This is a genomic window from Candidatus Poribacteria bacterium (genome assembly GCA_021295715.1).
Classification (GTDB): domain Bacteria; phylum Poribacteria; class WGA-4E; order WGA-4E; family WGA-3G; genus WGA-3G.
In genome coordinates this window covers 1-18,559 of sequence record JAGWBV010000063.1, presented here as the reverse complement: position 1 = coordinate 18,559, position 18,559 = coordinate 1, and the positions used below count along the sequence as shown (strand labels likewise).

20 protein-coding genes and 1 pseudogene are annotated in these 18,559 nt (G+C 47.1%); 15 read left to right on the top strand and 6 right to left on the bottom strand.

Translation table 11 applies throughout. The features are described 5' to 3' along the window. The first annotated feature begins 106 nt into the window (after window positions 1–106). The 7 genes and pseudogenes from J4G07_15745 to J4G07_15715 all read left to right on the top strand — a co-directional run bounded on the left by J4G07_15745 (window position 107) and on the right by J4G07_15715 (window position 4,202). Entirely contained in the window at window positions 107–1,447 is a 1,341-nt protein-coding gene (locus J4G07_15745) for a gamma-glutamyltransferase family protein (GenBank protein MCE2415444.1), read from the top strand. Next, window positions 1,374–1,703, top strand: a pseudogene (locus J4G07_15740) (gamma-glutamyltransferase). The gene J4G07_15745 and the pseudogene J4G07_15740 overlap by 74 nt, the downstream one beginning before the upstream one ends. 45 nt (window positions 1,704–1,748) lie before the next feature. Beyond that, window positions 1,749–2,198 (top strand): NUDIX hydrolase, encoded by a 450-nt coding sequence (locus J4G07_15735; GenBank protein MCE2415443.1) that lies wholly within the window; start codon window positions 1,749–1,751, stop codon window positions 2,196–2,198. 75 nt (window positions 2,199–2,273) lie between these two features. Continuing rightward, complete coding sequence (locus J4G07_15730) at window positions 2,274–2,828, top strand: BMP family ABC transporter substrate-binding protein (GenBank protein ID MCE2415442.1); 555 nt, start codon at window positions 2,274–2,276, stop codon at window positions 2,826–2,828. Between the two features lie 9 nt (window positions 2,829–2,837). Beyond that, on the top strand, window positions 2,838–3,323 hold the full coding sequence (locus J4G07_15725; GenBank protein MCE2415441.1) for a BMP family ABC transporter substrate-binding protein: 486 nt from the start codon (window positions 2,838–2,840) through the stop codon (window positions 3,321–3,323). Window positions 3,324–3,447: 124 nt separating this feature from the next. Then, window positions 3,448–3,828 (top strand): DUF4234 domain-containing protein, encoded by a 381-nt coding sequence (locus tag J4G07_15720; protein MCE2415440.1) that lies wholly within the window; start codon window positions 3,448–3,450, stop codon window positions 3,826–3,828. Beyond that, window positions 3,828–4,202 (top strand): DUF2752 domain-containing protein, encoded by a 375-nt coding sequence (locus J4G07_15715; protein ID MCE2415439.1) that lies wholly within the window; start codon window positions 3,828–3,830, stop codon window positions 4,200–4,202. Before J4G07_15720 ends, J4G07_15715 begins: the two co-directional genes overlap by 1 nt. Before the next feature lie 10 nt (window positions 4,203–4,212). On the opposite strand, the gene J4G07_15710 is transcribed toward J4G07_15715, so the two are convergent. Then, a complete protein-coding gene (locus J4G07_15710; protein MCE2415438.1) occupies window positions 4,213–5,154 on the bottom strand; it encodes a hypothetical protein in 942 nt (313 codons plus the stop codon). Between the two features lie 117 nt (window positions 5,155–5,271). On the opposite strand from J4G07_15710, the gene J4G07_15705 reads away from it, so the two are divergent. The 6 genes from J4G07_15705 (at window position 5,272) to J4G07_15680 (ending at window position 11,389) form a co-directional block, all read left to right on the top strand. Then, on the top strand, window positions 5,272–6,177 hold the full coding sequence (locus J4G07_15705) for an ATPase (GenBank protein ID MCE2415437.1): 906 nt from the start codon (window positions 5,272–5,274) through the stop codon (window positions 6,175–6,177). A 152-nt stretch (window positions 6,178–6,329) separates the two neighbouring features. Next, entirely contained in the window at window positions 6,330–7,214 is an 885-nt protein-coding gene (gene murQ, locus J4G07_15700) for an N-acetylmuramic acid 6-phosphate etherase (protein MCE2415436.1), read from the top strand. Window positions 7,215–7,354: 140 nt separating this feature from the next. Continuing rightward, window positions 7,355–8,305 carry a DUF362 domain-containing protein gene (locus tag J4G07_15695; GenBank protein ID MCE2415435.1) on the top strand — a complete coding sequence of 317 codons (951 nt, stop codon included), beginning with the start codon at window positions 7,355–7,357 and terminating at the stop codon, window positions 8,303–8,305. A gap of 16 nt (window positions 8,306–8,321) precedes the next feature. Next, window positions 8,322–9,212, top strand: a complete 891-nt coding sequence (locus tag J4G07_15690) for a hypothetical protein (protein MCE2415434.1) — start codon at window positions 8,322–8,324, stop codon at window positions 9,210–9,212. 72 nt (window positions 9,213–9,284) lie between these two features. After that, window positions 9,285–10,628: a selenium-binding protein gene (locus J4G07_15685; protein ID MCE2415433.1), complete on the top strand. Its 1,344-nt coding sequence runs from the start codon at window positions 9,285–9,287 to the stop codon at window positions 10,626–10,628. A gap of 113 nt (window positions 10,629–10,741) precedes the next feature. Then, a complete protein-coding gene (locus J4G07_15680) occupies window positions 10,742–11,389 on the top strand; it encodes a hypothetical protein (protein MCE2415432.1) in 648 nt (215 codons plus the stop codon). Here J4G07_15680 and J4G07_15675 read toward each other — a convergent pair. The 5 genes from J4G07_15675 to J4G07_15655 all read right to left on the bottom strand — a co-directional run bounded on the left by J4G07_15675 (window position 11,381) and on the right by J4G07_15655 (window position 14,463). Further along, on the bottom strand, window positions 11,381–11,941 hold the full coding sequence (locus J4G07_15675; GenBank protein MCE2415431.1) for an amino acid transporter: 561 nt from the start codon (window positions 11,939–11,941) through the stop codon (window positions 11,381–11,383). The two genes, J4G07_15680 and J4G07_15675, sit on opposite strands and share 9 nt — an antisense overlap. 15 nt (window positions 11,942–11,956) lie before the next feature. Further along, window positions 11,957–12,274, bottom strand: a complete 318-nt coding sequence (locus tag J4G07_15670; protein MCE2415430.1) for a DUF5615 family PIN-like protein — start codon at window positions 12,272–12,274, stop codon at window positions 11,957–11,959. After that, window positions 12,264–12,524: a DUF433 domain-containing protein gene (locus J4G07_15665; GenBank protein MCE2415429.1), complete on the bottom strand. Its 261-nt coding sequence runs from the start codon at window positions 12,522–12,524 to the stop codon at window positions 12,264–12,266. The genes J4G07_15670 and J4G07_15665 overlap by 11 nt, the downstream gene beginning before the upstream one ends. Window positions 12,525–12,556: 32 nt before the next feature. After that, on the bottom strand, window positions 12,557–13,651 hold the full coding sequence (locus tag J4G07_15660) for a transposase (protein MCE2415428.1): 1,095 nt from the start codon (window positions 13,649–13,651) through the stop codon (window positions 12,557–12,559). Window positions 13,652–13,899: 248 nt separating this feature from the next. Beyond that, the gene (locus J4G07_15655) at window positions 13,900–14,463 is read right to left on the bottom strand and encodes an HD domain-containing protein (GenBank protein ID MCE2415427.1); all 564 of its coding nucleotides are present in this window, start codon (window positions 14,461–14,463) and stop codon (window positions 13,900–13,902) included. Window positions 14,464–14,946: 483 nt separating this feature from the next. Between J4G07_15655 and J4G07_15650 the strand changes: the two genes are divergently transcribed. Further along, window positions 14,947–16,029, top strand: a complete 1,083-nt coding sequence (locus tag J4G07_15650) for an aldose 1-epimerase family protein (GenBank protein MCE2415426.1) — start codon at window positions 14,947–14,949, stop codon at window positions 16,027–16,029. 66 nt (window positions 16,030–16,095) lie between these two features. Next, entirely contained in the window at window positions 16,096–18,126 is a 2,031-nt protein-coding gene (locus tag J4G07_15645) for a DUF3352 domain-containing protein (protein ID MCE2415425.1), read from the top strand. Window positions 18,127–18,559: the final 433 nt, after the last annotated feature.

Here is an 18,559-nt window from a genome sequence, read left to right as displayed (position 1 = left end):
ACCGGTTTCGGAGACTTATACCTCAAATAGGTAGGCGAGGTTTGTAACCTCGCCGATTCTAAAATCTGCCATAAAACTTACTATAGAAAAAAACAAGGAGATACGCATGGCATTTCCATCTTATGGCACAACGCACCGTTCCACGGTAACAGGTACACGCGGAATGGCAACAAGTGCACATCCGCTTGCGAGTCTTGCTGGGGCACGTATGTTGCTCGCTGGCGGCAACGCGTTTGATGCGGCAGTCGCAGTCGCTTCAACGCTCAACGTCGTTGAACCTTATATGTCGGGTATTGCCGGCAATGGGTACATGTTGCTGTATAATGCGAAGGAAAAAACACACCGTGTGATAGATTATCTGGGGACTGCCCCCTACGCGGCGACACTGGATGTCTATCCGACCCTCGAAAGCCAGCAGGTTGGTATTCGTGCCGGTATGGTGCCGGGTGGCTGCGGCGGATGGCTCGCACTCTTAGAACGCTACGGCAGTATGGATCACTTGGACATCTTTACGCCAGCGATTGAATTGGCAGAAAATGGATACGCCGTCACCGTCAAGAATGCCGAATTCATCGCAGGTGCCCGCCCCTATTTCTCTGAAAGAGCTGAAGAGGTTATCGCCTCACGAGGGAGAACACCACACCCCGGCGAAGTTTTGGTGCAAAAGGATTTGGCGAACACATTCCGACAGGTCGCCGAAGGTGGCGCAGAGGCCTTCTACCGCGGCGACATTGCCAAAGAGATCGTCCGTTTCTCCGAAGAAACCGATGGGCTGATTACCGAAAAGGATTTGGCTGACTTTGAAGTAGAGTGGCAGGAACCGATCTCTGTTACCTACAAAGATTATGAAGTCTACTGCCCACCCCCGCCGTGTTCCGGTTTTCAGTACTTAGAGACCCTGAATATTCTGGAAGACGATGCCCTCGGTGAACTCGGACACAACACCCCAGAATACTTACATCTACTGATTGAAGCGATTAAGTTAGCAAGTGCGGATAGAGCCGAATACGCCCCGCGTCCGAACCCACCGATTGAACGGCTGTTATCCAAAGACTACGCACGTGCGCAACGCGAACGCATCGGTGAACAGGCTGCAGTCAGCGGTGGTGAGCGTTGGTCCAAGGACAAACTTCCGGGCGAGATCGTAGCTGACGACTGGACGACCGAATGTACAACCCACTTTGACACTGCTGATGCAGAGGGCAATATCGTCGCTGTGACGCAGAGTCTTGGACAACCCTTCGGTTCAGGCGTAATTCTCGGTTCAACGGGAATGTTTCTCAACAACTTTATGAACTGGTTCGACAGAATTCCAGAGAGTCCCAACGCCGTTGGACCGCATAAACGGATAGAGATGTGTATGTCGCCGTGCCAAGTCTGCGATTGGCACACCGGGAAGCCACGGTATTCTTCAAACGACACTACAGATGGTGTTGAACCTGATTGAACACGGGATGAACATTCAGGCGGCGATTGAAGCACCGCGCGTTCGCTTGATAAATCCCGGAACGCATGTCAGTATGGAGGGACGTATTCCTGCTGCTGTCCGTGCGGCATTGGAAGCACGCGGGCATGAGGTAGAAGTGTTGCCCGATTGGACTGCAACTGTCGGCGGCGGTCAGGGTATTGCCTTTGATCCAACGGAAGGAAGTTTTATGGGGGGCGCCGATCCACGGCGCGATGGGTATGCAATAGGTGTATAGCGTGTAGACCCATTTTCTTCACACTGTAAGGGTAGGTCTTGTAAAATGAACCATCCAAAACACATTGTTGCTGCTTCTGGTTTGATAAGTCATTCCGACGGTAAAATCTTGCTCATACGGAGTCCGCGCCGTGGATGGGAATTTCCAGGTGGTCAAGTTGAAGAAGGTGAAAACCTTATTGAAGCGTTACAACGCGAGATTCAAGAAGAGGCAGGTATCACTGCATCAATTGGGCCGCTGGTTGGTGTCTACTCCAACATCAAAACACCCACTAAATTGGCGTTTGGTTTCTTAGGAGATTACGTCTCTGGCGAATTGACCACGAGTGACGAGAGTTTAGAAACCGAGTGGGTCGCACGTCATTCGGCTTTACAACGTGTATCCCATCCAGCTATTTATGACAAAATGAAAGATATGCTTGATTTTTCGGGACGTGTCATCTACCGCGTTTATACTAATGATCCATATCAGATTTGTGAGGAACGTTTCCTGTGAAATCCGGATGGGTCAGTTCCATTGACGACATAATTTTTTAACTTCATACTTGCAGCATACTTTTTAGGAGAAAATGTGAAAAATTTTAGCATTTTTAGCAAATACTTTTTTATAGCATTCGGGTTACTTTTAATCTGTGGTTGCGAGGCAATTCAAGATGTCATTCTCACTGAGTCACCGAGTGAAACAGATGTAGCACCGCTTCGTGTAACCATGGTATATCCGAGCGATTGCGTTGGTTCGGCGGCTTACTGTGATGCCTTCCATATCGGTGTAAAAGCTGCAGAGGAAAAACTTGGAATTACGCTAATTGAAGTAAACGGTATGGAAAACGATCCGATCGCTACCGAAATGCTCCTAAGAGATGCAGTACAAAATTCAGAACTTGTTTTGACAGCAGGTTATCAAATGGGAGACGTGCTTGCCCGTGTAGCACCGGAATTTCCTGATGTCAAATTTGCAATTTTTGATGTTGTTCTTGACATTCCAAATGTGGCTTCTGTGAACTATAAATCCAACGAAGGTTCATTTCTGGTCGGGGCAATTGCGGCTTTAAAATCGGAAAGCGGTAAAATCGGCTATATTGGTGGAGTGGATGTTCCGTTGTTACGCGAATTTGAAGCGGGTTAGGTCGCTGGGATTCAAGCTATCAATCCAGATGCCGAAATCTCCGTAGCATACATTAGCGAGAGTGTCGCCGGTTTTGGACAACCGGATAGAGCGAAAGAATTGGCACTGGCACAATATGAAAACGGTATTAATGTGATTTATGTCGCTGCCGGCGGGTCGGGTCAAGGAGTACTTGAAGCCGCCCAAGAACAGCAAAAGTTCATCATTTGGGTTGACTCCAACGGTAACCACCTTGCCCCCGGGATTGTCTTGACAAGTATGACAAAAGAGATTTCGGCTTCTGTACAGCGCATCATCCGCGAAACCGCTGAGGACAATTTTATGGCAGGGATCCGATATTTCGGACTCAAAGATGGTGGTGTGAGTTATGCCGTCGATGAACATAACCAATCACTACTTTCGGACGACATCATAACGACTGTTGAATCGCTGAAAGCAAAGATCATTGCTGGTGAGATCGTCGTCCTGGATACAGTTTCGCTTCCGCGTGAATAGTCCGTGTGATAACGTCCTGTAGGAAAGTCAGTTTCGCTTGTCTTATGGCAGCAGACAATCAAAATAGTGCTGTTTGAGGAAACACTCTTAACAAATTTTGTGTTCTCACAAAATGGAGGATTTTATGCTTAATCAACACCCGTATCCGGAGTCCGAAGGTAGACGAGGGATCGTGATTGGAATTTTAATAAGCTTGATTACTTGTGGTATCTATGGGCTTTACTGGCAATACAAACAGATGGCAACACTTAATGCTTGGTTGAGGCGGGATGAGTACTCTTTTTGGCTCTGGCTTTTACTTTCGATTATTACTTGCGGCATCTTCGGTATCTATTATGAGTACAAGATGGCAAATGGCATCAATAAAGTTCAGGCTGATAATGATTTGGCATTTGATTCAAACCTGCCTATCATTTGCGTTCTGTTAGCGATTTTCGGTATTGGTGTTGCTTCACTCGCTATTCAACAGTACCAGATCAACAAACTCTACGAAAGAACCCCTTAATGTTTAACCATATATTTCTCGCTCGTTTCTTTCTTATCGGATTGGGTGTAGTAGGGATTTACACCACAATTTCAGGAATGTCACCAGCAGAGGTCTCATTGGTTCCGTGTATACTTCATTCAGTAACCGATATTCCATGCCCTGGGTGTGGAATGACGCGGGCATGTATTGTTTTAACACACGGACATTTCGCAGACGCATGGCGTTACCATCCGTTTTCTTATTTAATTATTGGATTGGCTATTGGATCGGCATTCTTTCCGATGTGGTTAAAAAACGCTTGGACCCGTTGCTCACCGATCACTCAAAATACGATTGCTATCAGTGGAATTGTGCTATGTCTCTCTATTTGGATTCACAAATTGTGGACATAAAAACTCAGTCTTAGTGCCCTCTCAGGATAGTGCCTTTCGCACCGACAATCCAACCGGCATTTTTCTGAAGATAGATAGCCTGCAAGTTATGCTGAGCCGGTGTGGGATAGCGATTCCACGTATTGCCGCCGTCTGTTGTATGGAGGATTAGACCTTTTTCACCAACTGCCCACCCGCGTTTCTCGTCTCGGAAGGCGATGTCGCGTAGGGTCTGATTTACAGGGACTCTCTGCCGAACCCATGTCATTCCGCTATCAATGGTATGGAGAATCAAGCCGTTTGTCCCAACAACCCATCCGTGCGTCACATTTACAAAATGGACAGCGAATAAAGGCTGCTCGGCGTTACTTCGCTGTTGAATCCATCGGTTTCCACCATCTTGGGTATGGAGAATTTCACCCTCTTCGCCAACAATCCATCCGTGTGCTGGATCAACAAAATATACACTCCATAAGTGTTTATCTGACAGATCCCTTTGATTTTCCCAACGGCTTCCACCATTTTCTGTTTTGAGCACTGTTCCTTTTCCGCCAACAGCCCAGCCATGCGTCGTGTTAGCGAAATGTAAATCCAAGATGCCGGGTCGGGTCTTACCGGTGCCGCGTGCTTGATGTTGCAAGTTCCATGAGGCACCCCCGCTGCCCGTGTAATGCACCTGTCCAATGCCGACAGTCCAACCGTTGTTTGGCGTCGCGAAACTAACCTGCGTCAGTGTGTCCTTCGAGATCGCAGCGGCTTTCCAAGAACTTCCACCGTCAACCGTAGAGAGCACTGTTCCACCAGTGCCGACTGCCCATCCGTGTTTCGTGTCTATAAAATGGACGCCGTAAAGATGCTCACCCGTCCCGCTTTCAAGTTGTCGCCATTCAAATTGCACCGTATCTTGGGAGCAACCGAGGTACACAAGGCTTCCACATAAAATCATGAGCGCGATGTAGTTTTTATTCTGCATTTTGACACACCTACCGATAAAAATTTTATTGCAACTATTTGCTAAATCGTGTAAATTACATTATAGAGGATGTAAGCCGAATTGTCAAGTTATCATAGAGGTATTATCCAAAGTATCATGTACATCATTGGAATTGATGGCGGCGGCACGAAAACGATCGGTATTCTGGCAACAGGAACGGGGCAACGCCTCGCACAAGCGGAAGCAGGACCCGCAAACTACCACGTCGTTGGCGAAGCGAAAACGCAAGCAGTTTTGGAAGACCTCATCGCGGAACTTTACAAAAAAGCAGGCGTTCCATCAGGAAGTGCTGTCCGGTGCTGTTTGGGTATGGCTGGTTTGGGACGCGCGGCAGACCGAGAAGTGATTGGACGGATTTGTGACGAACTTGGCATCTATCAGAATCGGATTTTGACCCACGACGCACATATCGCTCTCGTGGGTGGCACGGGGAAACAGGAAGGTGTCATTGTCATCTCTGGAACGGGTGCGATTGTCTACGGCATCAACACCGATGGTAGAGAAGCACGCGCGAGTGGTTGGGGATATCTCCTTGGAGACGAAGGGAGCGGTTACGACGTTGCTATAAAAGGACTCCAATCCGTTGCCCGTGCCGCTGATGGCAGAGATGTCCAAACCGACTTGACAGATCAAATCCTCAATAGAATTGAACTCAACGAACCGAGCGAACTGATTCGCTGGGTGCATGCCGCGAGTCGAGATACAATTGCCCAGTTGGCAGAGGCGGTGTTTGATACTGCCCGAACAGCGGACGCGGTTGCAGAACGTATTGTTGACAAGGCTGCTGATGAACTCGTTTGTGCCGCAGTGAGTGTAATTGAACAGCTGGAATTCACAGAACCGTTTGATATTGTTCTCAGTGGTGGTAACCTTATTCATCAAACGATGTTCGCTGATAAACTCCGCCACCGGTTTGCGAGGATTCAACCACAGGCATCGGTGCAACTCCCAAAACATGAGCCTGCGTATGGTGCTGTGTTGTTAGCACAAGCGAGTTTATAGAAGGGCACTGGGTCAGATCAATAGGTTTCCGTTTTTAAAAAATTTCAAAAACGTTAGCCCGTAATAAAATGGAGGGCGGATTTAAGGGGCGCACGTTAAAGTTTTAATGCACATAGTTCTCCCGCAAGGCATAATTAAAAAATCCGCAAGGTATAATTAAAACAACGGAACAGCAAAACCTGAATTCTCTTGATATTGATTTGAAGTCAACGTCAGAAATCATCCGAATTTTTCACGAAGAAGATCGGAAAGCGATTGAGGCAGTAGAAGCAGAATCGGAAGCGATTGCACACGCTATCGAATTATGTGTTGCTGCATTCCGCACCGGTGGCAGGCTATTTTATGTAGGCGCGGGCACGAGTGGTAGACTTGGGGTATTGGATGCCTCTGAATGTCCACCGACCTTTAGTACGCCGCCAGAGATGGTCCAAGGGATAATTGCCGGTGGGGACATTGCGTTACGTCGTTCAGTAGAAGGTGAAGAAGATAAGCCTGAAAGCGGTGCACGCACTGTCCGAGAGCGACACCTCACATCACAAGATGTGCTCGTTGGAATTGCAAGCAGTGGACAAACCCCTTACGTTATAGGGGCTTTGAGGGAGGCACACACCATTGGCGCGACAACCATATTCCTCTGCTGTGTTCCACCGCCTGAGGAATCGAAGGACTGGGTAACGCATTTCATAACACCCATTGTCGGACCTGAGATTATCGCTGGCTCAACCCGATTGAAAGCAGGAACAGCCACAAAACTGATTCTGAACATGTTGACGACTGTTTCTATGATTAAACTCGGTAAGATCTATAACAACCTGATGGTAGATGTCCACGCCTCTAACACGAAATTGGTGGCGCGGAGCATCCGAATTGTCCAAGCCGTCACTGGGGTTGATGCTGCGGTGGCTGAGGAAGCATTAGCACGGGCAGACGGTCGCGCCAAACTCGCCATTGTAATGCTCGCGAAAGGACTGAATCCAACGGACGCGAACACATTATTAGAAAAACGCGAGGGATTTCTACGACAAATTCTTGATTGATTTTTTAACAATTAGGTTCCTGTCCCGATTTTCCCCTCCCAGTAACGGGTAGGGACACCTGTCAAAATTGGGTTTTTGATTTGGTGAAGAACATTGAGGATTAGGACACTAACAATAAGCAATAAGGTAAGGAGGGACCGATGGGTACGAAAGTTGGGCTTGCCAAAACCGGCAGGCGACGCTCTAACGTTTTTGAGGCGTTGGACAATATACGGGATGAACTTACACCAAAAGTCGGTGAGCAGGTCCTGTTAAAACCGAATTTTCTCTCCAGCACGAATCAACTCGCCTCATCGCACGTTGATGCCATGCGCGGGGCGATTGATTTTCTGCTGAGTACTCCACATCCGCCAAAAGAGATAATTGTTGCTGAGGGCGCAAATGAAGCGTTCTCCGGTGAGGCATTCCAAGTTTTCGGGTATGAGGCACTTCAAGCCGAGTACGATCTACCGATCCGACTCGTGGATTTGCATCAGGAAACCGAATGGGTAGAAACCACGGTTTTTCTTGCTGAACGTAACGAAGATACTGTGCGGATGCCGAAGATAGTCCTCGATTGCCCCTGCACGATCTCTGTTGCTATCGCGAAAACACACGATGCTGGTGTAGTGACACTCGCCATGAAGAATATGATTATGGGTACCTTGCATAAGGAAGATCGGATAAAAATGCACGGCTACCACAGTCACGCAGATCGAGTGCTTCCACGCGAAGCGCAGACGCTCAATATCAACCTACTTCGTCTCTCACGTCACCTTAAACCCGATATCGCTATTGTTGATGGTACCGTTGGGTTACAAGGCAATGGACCCGGTGGCACCGATTCTGTTCCCCTCGGGATCGCGATTGCGAGCGGAGATGTGTTCGCAGCTGACGCAGCCACGACAAAAGCGATGGGTTTTGAACCCTTAGAGATTGGGCTGTTCCATTACGCAAATGAAATGGGCTATGGCATCGCAGATCTTGACAAAATCGACATCGTCGGACCCGCTGTAGAGACAGTTGCGACATCGTTTAAGCCTCATGAGACCGCCGAACTCCAGTTCCAATGGGAGGAAGCGAGTCCTGCAGAATATCTGGCGGTAGACTAACAACAAAAGGAGAATTATGAAACGTTTCTATAATATCCTTATTCTATTTTCAATACTCCTTACCACCCCTGCGTGGGCATGGTGGGGTGGCGGACACGATATCCTCACACAAGCAGCAGTCAAAGCACTGCCCGAAGAGATGCCCGAATTTTTCCGATCTGCTGAAAAAATGGTCGCTCACTGTGTCTACGATCCAGACATATCCAAAGAGCGTGGCACACCACACGCAAGGCAGGCTGAATACGGCGAACACTACATTGATATAGAATTGCTAAAAGACCACCCGATTCCAGAGGGGCGCGAGGCACATATTAAATTATGTGCAGAGTTAGGGATTGCACCGCGAACCATCGGCACACTGCCCTACGCACTCGCGGAATGGACAGAACGACTCGCTGTCGCTTTCGCAGAGTATCGCAAATGGCCCGACAATCCGATGATTCAGCATAAATGCTTTCTCTATGCTGGCTTCCTCGCGCACTATGCCCAAGATATGTGTCAACCTTTGCACCTAACCATTCATTTTGATGGGATTAAGCAAGAGGACGGAACACGCCTGCACGCCGGTATCCATGAGAAAGTCGATTCAGCAATTGAGATGTTGAAAATGGATCCAGCGGAACTCGCGAAGGCACAACAGATCGAAGCCGTTGGTGATTTAATGCCAGCAATAATAAAACAGGTTCAAGCGGGATTCAGTTTAGTAGACGGCGTTTACGAACTTGCCGGTGACTGGCAAAACTTGAAAGACCCGACCCCCGCATTGGTTGATTTCACAAATGATCGAGCGCGTGAATCGGTGCGTTGGACGGCTTCACTCTATTTGACGGCGTGGAAGTTATCCGAAGATATTAGACTTCCGGGTTGGCTTGACCGCGCGAAAAATGATGCAAATATGTCACAGTAAAAAAAGAAAAAAGGAGATATAACTTTGTTACAACAATGGAAACCTGACCCAACTTTTTACCCATCACCCAAAATGGCGATTGAAGCACCTGCCGAAGAACTCGCTTATGTCGCTGCGCCTCGTGATGACGGCAAACCCGACGCTATGTGTGTTGTGGATCTCAACGAAGCGTCTGATACTTATGGACAGATTATTAATAGATTGGAGCTTGGGGTTCGCGACGAAATCCACCACTTTGGGTGGAACGCCTGTAGTGCAGCCCTCTGTCCGTATGCCCCGCATCCGTATGTAGAACGCCGCTATCTCGTCGTGCCAGCATTGCGCGGGTCTCACATCTATATTCTTGATATCAAAGACGACCCGAAGTCACCCGAGCTTGTTAAAACTTTGACAGCTGATGAAGTTGAAAACCGATCCGGATATACCCGTCCGCATACAGTGCATTGTGGACCCGAAGGCATCTATGTGAGTGCTTTGGCTTCAGCCGGTTCGGAGGAAGGGCCTGGCGGTGTCTTCCTCATGGATCACTACAACTTCAATATTCTGGGGCAGTGGGAAGTGGAACGCGGTTCTCAATCCCTCTCTTACGATTTCTGGTGGCACTTGGGTTACGACATTGCCGTTACCAGTGAGTGGGGAACCCCGGCGATGATTGAAAACGGCGTAAGCCTTGAAGATTTAGGTGAGCGCAAGTTCGGACATAAGATCCATATCTGGGACATTCGGCATCGGAAGAACATCCAGACGTTGGATTTGGGCGACGATTATCAGATGATTTTGGAGTTACGTCCAGCACATGATCCAACCAAGGCGTATGGGTTTGTCAATGCCGTGCTTAATATGAACGATCTGTCGAGTTCCATTTGGACGTGGTACAAAGATGGAGACGATTGGGGCATTCAAAAGATTATTGATATTCCCGCACAGGTGCCTGACAATCCGGATGCCTTACCACCTGCCTTAAAAGATATTGGGATGATACCTGCGCTTGTTACTGATCACATCCTCTCATTGGATGACCGGTTCCTGTATGTCTCTTGTTGGGGTACCGGGGAAATGTTGCAATACGACGTATCTGATCCGTTTAATCCGAAACACACAGGGACTCTCGAAATAGGCGGGATTACAAAATCGCATCCGCATCCGGCTGCTGGACCTGTAGGTGGTGGTCCACAGATGGTTGAATTGAGTCGAGATGGCAAGCGTCTTTACTTCACCAATTCCCTCTACGTTGCATGGGATAATCAATTCTACCCCGATAGTGCGAAGGGATGGATGGTGAAGGCGGATGTGAACGTAGAAGATGGTGGTCTGGAATTGGACCCTGATTTCTTCGTAGGTTTCGGCGACAGTCGCGCACATCAGATCCGCTTGCAAGGTGGCGATAGTTCCTCTGATACTTTTTGTTATCCCTAAGAATTAATGGTATTTATGAATTTCAAGCGTGTATGCCATTAAATACGCGTCTAAAAGAGGGTGCGCAAGTTCTCTTGCGGCACCCTCATATTATGGATGGAAAGATATTTTTTATGGATACTGTTTCATGGTTAAGTTACACTCTTCTCGGCGTATTTCACGGTATTAATCCGGGGATGGGATGGCTGTTTGCGGTCGCGTTGGGCATGCAGGAAAAACGGAGAAGTGCTGTTATCGGTGCGCTCTTTCCAATGGCACTCGGACACGCGATATCCATCGCAGTTGTAGTTTTCGTCATCGCTTTAGCACAGCAACAACTCCCGGAAGGAGTCCTTCGTATCGCCTGTGCAACAGTGTTGTTCGGTTTTGGCGTGTACAAGTTTTTCCGCGCACGGCATCCGAAATGGGTCGGAATGCGTGTTAACTTCAAAGACTTAACAATTTGGTCATTCCTAATGGCATCCGCGCACGGCGCGGGTTTGATGCTGGCACCGCTCCTGTTACGCATGCCCGCTGCCGAGGCATCAGGGCACATGCACCACGCTCCTGCAAGCATGGCGGATAACGCGGTGATGTTACTATCCGCTGTCGGGGTACATACCCTCAGTTTTTTCGTCGTGATGGGGATCGTGGCGGTTATCGTCTACGAGGTGGTAGGACTTGCCCTGCTCCGTAAAGCGTGGTTTAACATGGATCTGTTGTGGTCTATCGGGCTGATGATTGCCGGTGTTGTTACTCTTCTATTACCGCATCTACACTGACAACGATCTCATCTGTTCAGCGAGCAGCTTAACCCCATATCTCTCGTGCAACGCGCGCAGGTCGGCGAAGTCTGTGTTTGTTAGCGTATATCCAGTGTGCGAACGCACTTGGTAATCCACCGACAGACACCGGACTTCCCTCCCACCGATAGTCCCTACAGCGTTCAATTCCGATTCAGAGATCACCCAATCAATCTCACCGGGACCGTAGACTGCCCCACTCCCTTCGGTAAGATCAATAACGTGAAAGTCGATCCTGCCATGCAATCGATGTCCCATCACGAAGTTTCGATCCTTATGGTCGTCGGTATGAACATCAACAAAGCCTCGCGCCGAGAGTGCCTCGGTGAGTATTGCTGAATCATCCCATGAGATCATGATGTCCAGATCTTGATGTTCTCGCGTACATTCACCCAATAGCGCATCAACACCCCAACCGCCATCAATCCAAACTTTGATACTGAGTTCATCGAAAAGATCGAGAAACCAGTGAACCATGTCATCAGTCATAGGACTCGTACATTCGTAGTCGGTGAGTGGATTTATCTTCATTTAAGTAATGATTTATCAAAATTTTACATGCACAATTTGCCCATTTTTGATTATTTTCAGCACAGTATTGACTTCGGAAATCAACGGTACAAGGTCTTCGAAACGGTTACTCTTCGCTTCTAACACCATAATCCCAATCTTAATTTCGCTCAAGTTTTGCTGATTGGGAATGCCTTGATCCATTGTGACGAAAACGTCAAACTCATTCGCCGCAATTCTCAACAGTTCACCATTCTCTTTACCCTTCCAACCACGATAACTTACTGTGATCACTTCTATATTGTCTTCAAATAATTCTCGCAGCTGATGCGGTAGGTTTTCATCAAGCAACACGCGCATCAGCAACCTCTAATGTCATCTCAAGGTAAGCCACGGCTTGTTCTTGAGATACCGTTGGGAAATCAGCAAGAAACTTCTTAAGTGAATCGCCTGCCGTTAGATGTTGAATCAAAATCTCGACTGGCACACGAGTCCCCGTGAAAACTAAGGCTCCATTCATCACTTTTGGGTTGCGCGAAACAATCTGTTCTTTTTTGACACCACCCACAGCTGAAGCAGTGGGATTCCTCCGTTCTTGTTTCATAGTTGAATGCCTCCTGCTTGTGGAGGACTTACTTAAACTCCACAAGCGTTTAGACTCTCCGCCTGCCCGACGGCGAGGGTCTTTAGGTTTATCGCAGCGTTTACGTCTCTATCTATAGAAGAACCACATTCGGTACAATCATAGGTTCTTTCTGATAATAAGAGTTCTTTTTTCTTATGCCCGCAGTTGCTACATGTTTTGCTGGACGCATAGAATTGTGGGGCTTGAATAACGGGTATCCCCAGTGTTTCTGCTTTAGACTTAAGTTTCTCAAGAAATCCGCCTAATGCGCTATCTGATAATGCTTTGGCAAGGTTCTTGTTCTTGAGCATATTTGTAATCTTGAGCGTCTCTATTCCAATCACGCTCGCCATATTCACTATCTCTGTTGTCGCTTTATGGTGAGCGTCCGCTCTGATACAAGCAATCTTATAGTGGATACGTTCGACCTTACGCTTTTGCTTGAACCAGTTATTGGATAGAAACATTTTCTTACTCAACTTACGGTGTTCACGCTTAAGTTTCTTCTCATACTTTTTGAGCGGTCTTGGGTTCGGATATTGCTTACCTGTATCAAGTGTCGCCAGTGAGTTGATACCTACGTCTATACCGATAGCAGGGAGTCCACGTGTGTCTCGTGGAACATTCGGTTTACCTGTATCTACCGTTATAGAGACGAACCAACGATGTGCTGTCCTTGATAGGGTTATCTTTGTAATCTCACCCTTATGTCGCAACTTCTGATACATACGCACCCACCCAATTTTGGGCAACTTGATACGTTTCCATTCTACTTTTACTGTATTCGGGTCGGTGCTATACGACTGACTGTTTCTGCGTCTCTTTTTCTTCGGTCTCCTGTTTTGACCGCTTTTCCAACGACTGATAGCATCCCCAAGATTCTTTATGCCAAACACGGCAGCACGTTGATCCATGCCTTTTGACCAATCAATACCACGTTTTGCTATATTGAAACGCTTATTGAGTTCCTGCCAGTGACAGGGTTCGTTGTTATAGTCCTCTAAAGCGTGATTGAAAGCAAAACGGGCATAACCACATTGTTGTGAAAACCACCTGCATTGCGCGTCTGTAGCATCTAACGCTATTTTATCTGATATAATTGCCATTAGGTCTATCTCGTATCCCGCATTTTATCCCCTTACAAGTGGGAGGCAAGCCCGCAACCTTGCGGCTACGCTTGTAAGGCTTGCCTACGAGATACTATAACTATACCACATTTTATAGACACTGTCAAATCTTTTTTGACTCCCGCACGAGCGTTACTGGGTTGGACCCACAGCTAAAGCAGTGGGATTGTTAGACAATGCCCTTCATTGGTGAAACCTCCTTGAAAAGGGTTATATCAAATCTCTCGTCAAAGTATTTTCAGCGCGGCTTCGTATGTGTCTCTAAGAATGTCTTGGACATCCTCTCGCAGTTTCTGCCAACTTCGTTGTAGTTTTGCTTTAACCCATGTTTTTCCTTCATCAACTCCCATTCCGTGATGAACGTAGGCTAAATATAAGAGCGAAGGCACTTGTTCAATGTGGGACATGGCATCAGCATTGGCAAGACACTCTCCCTCTGCCCTCCGATGCTCAACCGTTACACTTGCTCGATGTGTTGCGATCGCGTCCTTGACGGCTTCTCTTTTTTCTTCTGGATATCCGAAACGCTTGAGCAGTTTTTCCGCTTCAATCGGACCGTAAATATGGTGGCCGGCATAGAGTGCCTCGTCCTTTATGCTGGCGTAATCATGGAGTAATGCCGCAAGTTCCATAATTTCGGGATCAGCATCAAAGCGTGGGGCGAGGTGTTTTGCATTTTGAACGACTGGTAGGATATGATGCGTCCAAATATCGTAACCGAAAATATTCGTATCCGCGGCACACGCCTGTTCAACAATCTGTTCAATCTCGCTTCTCATAGTTTCAATCACGGAGAATCTCCTCTTAAATCACATGTAGATTGACCTCAATTTAAGATCGTCAGGACTTACGCAAAGCGCAATGAATTGCGCCACTACGAACCATGCTCCTTTTGAAAAACGGTATCCTTCAAAGTTCCTTCTGTTCGTAGTGATGCGATCTATCGCATCATGCGTAAGTCTTAATCGTATAGGAGTGTACGCATCATGGGTGAAACCGCACGTCTCTTCCCAATTCAAGGTTTTCGGTAATTAGTATTAAGAGTAACACAAAATCGGATTCAGAACAATCAAAAATGATACTAAACAGAGGGCAACATCGCGTGATTATTTCTACCAATACTGAAACGAAATCTTGCCTTTTTTTTGGATGTGTGCTATAATTTCATTTCAGGAACAGGATGCAAAAAATTTGATCTATCTTCTTAATATAAGCTTGAAGGCAACGCCCTTGAATCGAAACGATCAAGCTGCGCCAGAAAGGGGAACCTCGATTTGATAAACTTATATGGAGCAACGTATGACAGAATGCAACTGCTTCGCCATGTCGGAGATGTATCGCAAATTGCCCACGCCAAAATGTACCAACTCACGGACGGCAACGAAAAGGGCGTTGACGCTATCGACTTCCGAACCGGTAGTGGTCTTAATTTTACAGTGCTGCCGAGTCGTGGTTTGGATGTTTCTTATGCAGAATATCAGGGTATCCCGCTCTGTTGGCGTTCGAGTACAGGGGATGTCAGTCCCGCCCATTATGAACCCGATGGGCTCGGTTGGCTACGGGGTTTCTATGGTGGCTTGCTGACAACTTGTGGTATGCGACAAGTCGGTGTACCCGGCGAAGATGACGATGAGGCATTAGGACTGCACGGCAGAGCCTCGTATATCCCTGCCAAGAACGTTTGGGTGGACAGTCGATGGGAAGGACAGCGCTATATGCTATGGGCGCAGGGCAAAGTGAGAGAAACCGCCGCTTTGGGTGAGAACCTCATTCGCACCCGTAGAATTTGGACCGAATTAGGGTCACGTACGTTGCATATTGAGGATATCGTCGAAAACTTGGGATACCAAGACTCACCACACATGTACCTCTTCCATATTAATGTTGGATTTCCAATTCTTACGCAAGACAGTGAACTGCTTGCCCCCTCCTCACAGGTCACACCGCGTGACGAAGAAGCTGCCGCAAATTTAAACAATTATAATCTCTGTGAACCGCCAACTGTCGATTTCCAAGAGCAGGCTTTCTACCACGAAATGGAACCCGATATTGATAACCACATCCACGTCGCGCTTGTAAACCGCAATTTTAACAATGGGCAAGGTATCGGTGTATCGGTGCGCTACCACAAGACCCAGTTTCCGCACTTTGTTCAGTGGAAGATGTGCGGTGAAGGCAGTTATGTCTTTGGTTTAGAACCATCAAATTGTGGAGTAGAAGGCAGGGCAAAAGAACGTGAACGTGGCACCCTACAATATATTGAACCTGGTGGTCGCAGGCATTATGAAGTCGAAATCGGCGTATTGGCTTCCAATGAAGAAATTGATGCACTTCAAGAAAAAATATCAAAAACCTAAAATTAGCACTATACATCTGGTGTGGATACACCGATAGGTTGTCCTACGCCTCGGGAGAAATTAATAATGAAGAAATATTTGCCTTTACCCATCATCGCGTTAGCACTACTGGCGGTGTTTATTTTTGTTGGTTGCAGCGCGAAAGAGCCCCCTCCAACCCCGATCACCACTGAAACACCTATAACACAACAAGAATCAGAGAAAAAACACGAAGAATCAGATGTCGTAGAGCACGATTCTGATTCTGATGAACACAACGAATCTTCGGAAGAAGCACACGAAAAACCACACGCGGCTGAAGAGGAAACACATCGTGAAGTTGAAGATGAAGAAGGAATGCCGATGGCGGAGATTCCCAGCAGCAGTGTGCTACATCTGATACCGGAACACACAGATGGAATTATTTACTGTCCGAGTTTGAACGAGTTAAACAACCGGGTTAACATGTTGGCGATGGAATTGATGCCGACCGCTGAAAACCCAGAAGTAATCGCAAAAATCTTGGCAAATACCTTTGGTGCTGGCTTTGAAAATCTCGCTGAATTGGAGCAAATCGGACTGGATATGAACCAAGATTTTGCTATCTTTATGACCTCATTGAACCCACCAGACCTCTCCGCAACCGTACATCTGATAGACCCTGCAGCTATGAAACAGGTGATTGACGCCGAAAGTGAGGGGACTGCTCCAATAGAATATAACGGTGTAACCTATTGGAATGCGGCTGGAGGCGGTGGTAGCTTCGCTATCATAGACAACACCCTCGTTTTTTCTCGGTCTGCAGAAACCTGTGAACACGTCATTGATACCTACAACAAAACAAAGCCTGCCATCACAACCCATCCAGATTATAGAACATTCCTTGCCGACATTTCAGCGGGGACTTCACAACTCACAGTTCACTTTAATCTTGAATCAATCGCACCTATGCTGGGTGTAGCACTTAAGGATGAGTCGGAAGCGATGAAGGACAGCCTCGAAAGCGATCCTGCAGCTATGGCAGCAGCCCCCTTCTTTGAAAGTATATTCGTTGGCGTGATAGATTTGCTCGAGCAGCTAAAATCTCTGAGCGCGACGCTTGAAGTAGAAGGAACCGATGTGAAACTCGCTCCATTTCTGAGATTCAAGAGCAACAGCGAAATCCAGAACGCGTTAAAAGAGATGACTCCTGATGAGTTGACCCTCCTTGGCGAACTCCCAAGTCCGACATTTACAAATGGTGCTTTTCAGGGGAAACCGGAACTGATGATTGAGATGAGCATGTTCTGGCTGAAAATGCTTGCACAAGACTCCGACCCGGAACACGCTGAAAGACTCGCGTCCCTTACCAAACAGATGAAACACTTTTACGAGGCTCTTGGTGAGGAATGGGCTTTCTCCGCCAATTTTGGTAGTAGTATCATCCCGGATTATTTGGTTATCTATGAGTTGAGAGATAAACAAACGGCAAAAGCCTACATGGAAGAGGCGTTACTTAAACAACTCCAAGACGCAATGGCATTAGCTCGAAACATGATTGGTGATGGTGCTCATCTGGACATGTACAAAGGGGCGCATCAAGGTGAACCCATGATGCATAATGGCATTGAGATTAAAAGTTACGTCTTCCCGAATTTCGGTAGCACTTTCGGAACGATGCCCCCCGAGGCTGCTGGGTTGATGCCACAGGAATGGCAGTGGTACTATGCTTTTACTGATGATTACCTGTTTATGGTGATGGGCAGCCCTGAACTCCTAAAGATGAACCTGGATAACAAGGCAGGCACCGGTACCGCGCCCAGTTTCTCTGCCGAACCGAGTTATGAAAAATTGGCCATGACTTTAGGCGTGGAGAGTAATCTGTTTTTTGCTATTTCTCCAATGACCATGGTTAAAAGCCTTTTACCGATTATCGCCAAGTCGGCGGATCCAAATGGTGCCGCGGCACTGCAAATGATGTCGGGAATGCTTATGAATTTGCCAGAGAATTATAGCATCGGTTTTTCCGCGAAAGTCCAAGAGGATGGAATCGGCGCGAAGCTTCTACTGACGCTCGGTGATTTCAAACAGCTTATACAAATGCTTGCGATGATGCAGGGTATGGGACAGATGCAATAGGGTCTATCTAACTCGCCTACAATCTGAGTGTAGGCGAGTTTTTTTATATTTTAACCTCAGTTGCTACCTACAAGATTTGTATGATAGATTTTAAACTTGCTTAGCCTCTCCAAAGAGACCAAGCAAGTTTAAGTATTAATATTCAAGTTTTGGATCCGCAATTGGGTTGGAAAGTTAGAAGGATGGAAGGGAAAAGGGATCGGGAATCGGAGGTCTCTCCCACAATTCAAATTCGGATTTAATGTGAAATATTTATCGGATAAATTTCCCGAAAATAGGGCTAAATCTCAAGAAGTTTTATTGGGATATTATTGTATAATTGTTTTAATCGAAAATGTAACGTCCTGACACAACTTATGAAGTGCCACCGTTTATTCAGACCACAATTTCGCAAATTTAAGACAAGTTTTGTCTTTGAAAATCGAGAGGTGTC